Here is a 4,274-nt window from a genome sequence, read left to right on the forward strand (position 1 = left end):
CTGCATAATGGACCAGATCGCCATACTGATGCTGACCCTGCCCATGGTGTTTCCGGTTGTGCAGACGCTGGGTTTTGACCCGGTATGGTTTGGCGTCATCGTCATAGTCCTGGTGGAAATGGGGCTGGTTACGCCGCCGGTCGGCCTTAATGTGTTTATCGTCAGCTCTGTCGGTAAAATACCACTCGGAACAGCTTTCAGGGGTTCGGCGGTTTTGCTGATTTCTTGCGCCATATCCATGATTATCTTTTTGCTTTTCCCGGAAATCGTGCTCTGGCTGCCCAATAGAATGTAAAAGGCAGGATAGGGCGGCAAGCGGAGGTTATGTAAAAATTGAAAAAGCTATTGATGATTTGGGACGATATAGAGCGAAAAATCGCTACGGCGGCGATTGCCGCCGCGTTTGTCCTGACCTTTGTCGAAGTTGTGGCGCGGCTGGGATTTAACCATTCCTTTTACTGGGCGAAAGAATTTATAATCTTCGCCACGATTTGGTCGACTTTTTTGGGCGCGAGCCAGGTCTTGAAAAAAAGCCGGCATATAAGGCTGTCGGTAGTGGTCGATCTTTTGCCGGCCAAGTGGCAGAACTATCTTGACCTTTTTAACGTCGTCTTGGGCGTCGCCTTTGGCCTCATATTGACCTACAGCGGCTTCAGACTGACCATGCACGCGCTGGAAACCGGGGTAACTTCCACGTCTTTGGCCAAGACGCCGCTCTGGATCCCTTATTCGATAATGCCTTTGGGCGGCGTACTGTTTACTGTAAGATTTATCGAATTGCTTTTCGTTACAACTGACAAGATTAAAAGTCACGCGCGCGGGGAAGGGGTGAGCGGCAAATGATCCTGACCGTGATCGTTTTGTTTGTCTTTTTCCTGATAACCGGCCTGCCGGTAGCTTTCAGCGCCGCTTTGACTTCGGCCGTATGTTTTTACCTGTTTGATTTTTCTTCCATGACTACTGTCTCGCATATCATGTACAGTTCCTTGAACAACTTTTCGCTGGTGGCGCTGCCGCTTTTTATCATCGTCGGCGTTATTATGTCCAAAGGGCTTTTGGTAAAATATATGTTTGAATTTGCCAACAGCGTTTTTAAAAACCTGCGCGGCGGTTTGGGGATAGCGGCCATAATAACAAGCGCCGTATTCGCGGCGATCAGCGGCTCCAGCCTGGCCAATGCCGCCGCCCTCGGCATGATACTTTTGCCGTATATGGTCAAGTACGGCTATGACAAAGGGTTTACCTGCGGCATATTGGCCACCGGCGGCACTTTGGGCATACTGATCCCGCCGAGCCTGACCATGATTGTTTACGGCAGCATTACCGAACAGTCTATCGGCAAGTGCTTTATGGCCGGCATGCTGCCCGGGTTGTTCGCGACCGCCGTGCTGGCTGTTTTCACCTGTTTCTGGGCCGGGCCGGCGCGGGTGAGCAGGCCGGTAAAGGAGCAAATGTCTTTAGAAGAGATCGCGGCTTCTTTTAAAGAGTCCTTTCTCATTCTGTTGGCGCCGCTTATCATCATTGGCGGCATTTACGGCGGCGTTTTTACGGCGGACGAGAGCGCGGCGGTCGGGGTGGCCTATTGCCTTGTCATAACAATATTTTATTACAAGACCATAAAATTCAAAGACTTGCCGGAGATATTCGCGGAAGGCGCGGTTTCGTCTTCGCAGATCATGGTGGTATTCAGCGGGGTGATGGTGTTCGCTTATATCATAACCATCAGCCAGGTGTCCAATGAAATAATTGAGTGGATTGTCAATATAGGGCTGTCCCCGCTGGCTTTCATGCTGGCGGTGAATGTGTTGCTGCTCTTTCTTGGCTGCCTGCTTGACGTCATTTCCATCATGCTCATCACCATCCCCATCATCTATCCGGTTTTGTTGCAGTTGGGGTTCGATCCGCTTCATATTGCGGTTATTTACACCATAAACATGGAGATAGGGACAATAACCCCGCCGATCGGGATGAATCTTTTTGCCCTGTCCGGCTCGACCGGCACGCCGGTTGCGGCGGTGGCCAAAGGCGCTTTGCCGTACGTCATTGTCATGCTGATAATTCTCGGCGTGATCATTATGCTGCCGGAACTTAGTACCTGGCTGCCCGCGCGGGTATGATAAAAAAACAAATTAAGAGGGGGAATAACCATGTTTTGTTTGCGCAAAGATAGGTATATTATGTACGCGCTGATTATTTTTATAGGGGCGCTTTTGGCGTCAGGATGCGGCGGCGCCCCAAAGGCGGCGGAAAAGGCGATCGATATACGCTGGTCTTACGACATGCCGGCTAACGGCACCATGTCGGTCGTCCCCGAAACATTTAAAAAGTTAGTCGATGCGGATCCCGATCTCAAAGGCAAAGTAAACGTGAAACTTTACCCGGCTTCCCAGCTTTACAAGCCAGCGGAGGCGCTGGACGCGGTAGCCCGGGGCGATGTCGAGATGATCTCTCTCGCCAATTGGTATTTGGCGGCAATCAGTCCCAAAGTAACCACTTTCGATCTGCCTTTCCTTTTTAATGACGTAAATTCCATGAACAAGTTTCTGACCGGCGACTTGGCCAAGGAAATCTGGCAGCCGCTGGAACAAAAAGGCATTGTGTGCGTAGCCGCCGCCGCTACCGGTCCTTACAGCATAATAACCGGCGGCAAGGAAGTCGTTTTGCCGGGCGACGCCAAGGGCATGAAAGTGCGCAGCTTAGGCGACGGTTCGCTCATTTGGCTGGCAGTCGGCGCTTCCCCGGTGGATTTGCCGGCCGGGGACATTTTTATCGCTATGCAAAGGGGCATGATCGACGCGGCGGATATAGGCCCTATTTCCATCAAGGAGAGAAATCTTTTTGAAGTTACCAAGTATTATTTGGACACCTTCATTCATTCTACCGTGATAACGCAGCTTGCCAACAAAAAATTTATCGACAACATCCCTGCGAACCTGAAAGGAAAGATAATGCAGCATTTGAAAACGGCGGAAAAGAAACACCATGACGTAGTGGCAGAGGCCAGCAAAAAAGACGTGGAGGAGATAAAACAAAAAGGCGGCAAGGTGCACGTCCTGACCGACAAAGAGCGCGAGGCCTGGATAGGGGCGTCCGCCGGCGTACATGAAAAACTGGGCAAAAACATTGGCGAGGATTTTCTCAGTAAAGTAAAAGCCAGCCAAAAGAAATAACGGGCAGGTAATTTATTATGCATAAATATAAAAAAGTCTGTTTGGGCGATCTGCCGGTTTATTCGCCGCCGGGGCACGGCGATACTTTCAACCGGCGCTTGGCAGGCCCTAAGGACGGGGCGCGCCATGTGGAAGTGATCTACGGCGAGATGGGCGGGGTAGGGCATGCCGAGGCGCATGCCCATACGGAATTTGAGCAATGCATGTACATGCTGTCAGGCAAACTCCGGATAACCGGCGACGGGGAAGAAGTAACGCTGAAAAAGGATGAGTTTATTATTTTCCCGCCGGGTTGCCGCCATAAAGTAGTTTGCGAAAGCGACAAAGCCTCTTTCATAGTAATTTACGCGCCGCCGCGGGAAGCGTCGGGCGAGGCTGTCGGCCAAGGGTAAATGGGCGCGGTTTTTTATATAGCTGTTTTTTAAGGAGAGGACGAAAAATGCCGGTACAAATAATAAGCGTGGAGCGGGCGGCGGACTTGGTCTTTAGCGGCGCGTCCGTCATGGTAGGCGGCTTTCTCAATGCGGGCAGCCCGAATTTTATACTTGAAGAACTAAGTAAGAGGCCGATAAAAGACCTTACCGTTATCGCGAACGATACGTCGTTTGTTGGCAAAGGGTTGGGCAATCTCGTAGGCAACAAGCAAATTTCGCGCTTTTATGTTTCGCACATAGGGACAAACCCGGAAACGGGAAGGCAAATGACCAGCGGGGAAACGACAGTTCATCTCATACCGCAGGGCACCCTCGCGGAAAGGATACGCTGCGCCGGGTTTGGACTTGGCGGCGTCCTCACCCCTACAGGGGTGGGGACGCCGGTGCAGGAAGGCAAACAAATCGTCGAAGTGGAAGGCAAAAAATACCTCATGGAGTTGCCGCTGCGCGCGGACATAGCCATTATCAAAGCTTATAAAGCGGACAAAACAGGCAACCTGGTTTATCGGGGGGCGGCGAGGAATTTCAATCCGCTCATGGCGACAGCCGCCAAACTTGTTATAGCGGAAGTGGAGCATATAGTCGAAACAGGCGAACTCAATCCGGACGAAGTGGTTACGCCGGCAATTTTCGTAGATTATCTGGCCAAAGAAAACTGAGGGGGCAAAAA

Annotated in this window: 6 protein-coding genes; all 6 read left to right on the forward strand. The window is 51.4% G+C overall.

Annotation, left to right across the window (positions count from 1 at the left end; all coding sequences use genetic code 11):
* A partial coding sequence (locus LBO03_09965; protein ID MDR3349899.1) for a TRAP transporter large permease subunit occupies positions 1-295 on the forward strand: 295 nt, incomplete at its 5' end.
* 38 nt (positions 296-333) lie between these two features.
* The gene (locus tag LBO03_09970) at positions 334-843 is read left to right on the forward strand and encodes a TRAP transporter small permease (protein ID MDR3349900.1); all 510 of its coding nucleotides are present in this window, start codon (positions 334-336) and stop codon (positions 841-843) included.
* Positions 840-2,117, forward strand: coding sequence for a TRAP transporter large permease (locus tag LBO03_09975; GenBank protein MDR3349901.1), 1,278 nt, complete (start codon positions 840-842; stop codon positions 2,115-2,117). The genes LBO03_09970 and LBO03_09975 overlap by 4 nt, the downstream gene beginning before the upstream one ends.
* Before the next feature lie 30 nt (positions 2,118-2,147).
* Positions 2,148-3,170: a TRAP transporter substrate-binding protein gene (locus LBO03_09980; GenBank protein ID MDR3349902.1), complete on the forward strand. Its 1,023-nt coding sequence runs from the start codon at positions 2,148-2,150 to the stop codon at positions 3,168-3,170.
* Positions 3,171-3,187: 17 nt separating this feature from the next.
* A complete protein-coding gene (locus LBO03_09985; protein MDR3349903.1) occupies positions 3,188-3,562 on the forward strand; it encodes a cupin domain-containing protein in 375 nt (124 codons plus the stop codon).
* Positions 3,563-3,609: 47 nt separating this feature from the next.
* The gene (locus tag LBO03_09990; GenBank protein MDR3349904.1) at positions 3,610-4,263 is read left to right on the forward strand and encodes a 3-oxoacid CoA-transferase subunit A; all 654 of its coding nucleotides are present in this window, start codon (positions 3,610-3,612) and stop codon (positions 4,261-4,263) included.
* The last annotated feature ends 11 nt before the right edge of the window (positions 4,264-4,274 follow it).

Source organism: Acidaminococcales bacterium, assembly GCA_031290885.1.
GTDB lineage: Bacteria > Bacillota > Negativicutes > Acidaminococcales > JAISLQ01 > JAISLQ01.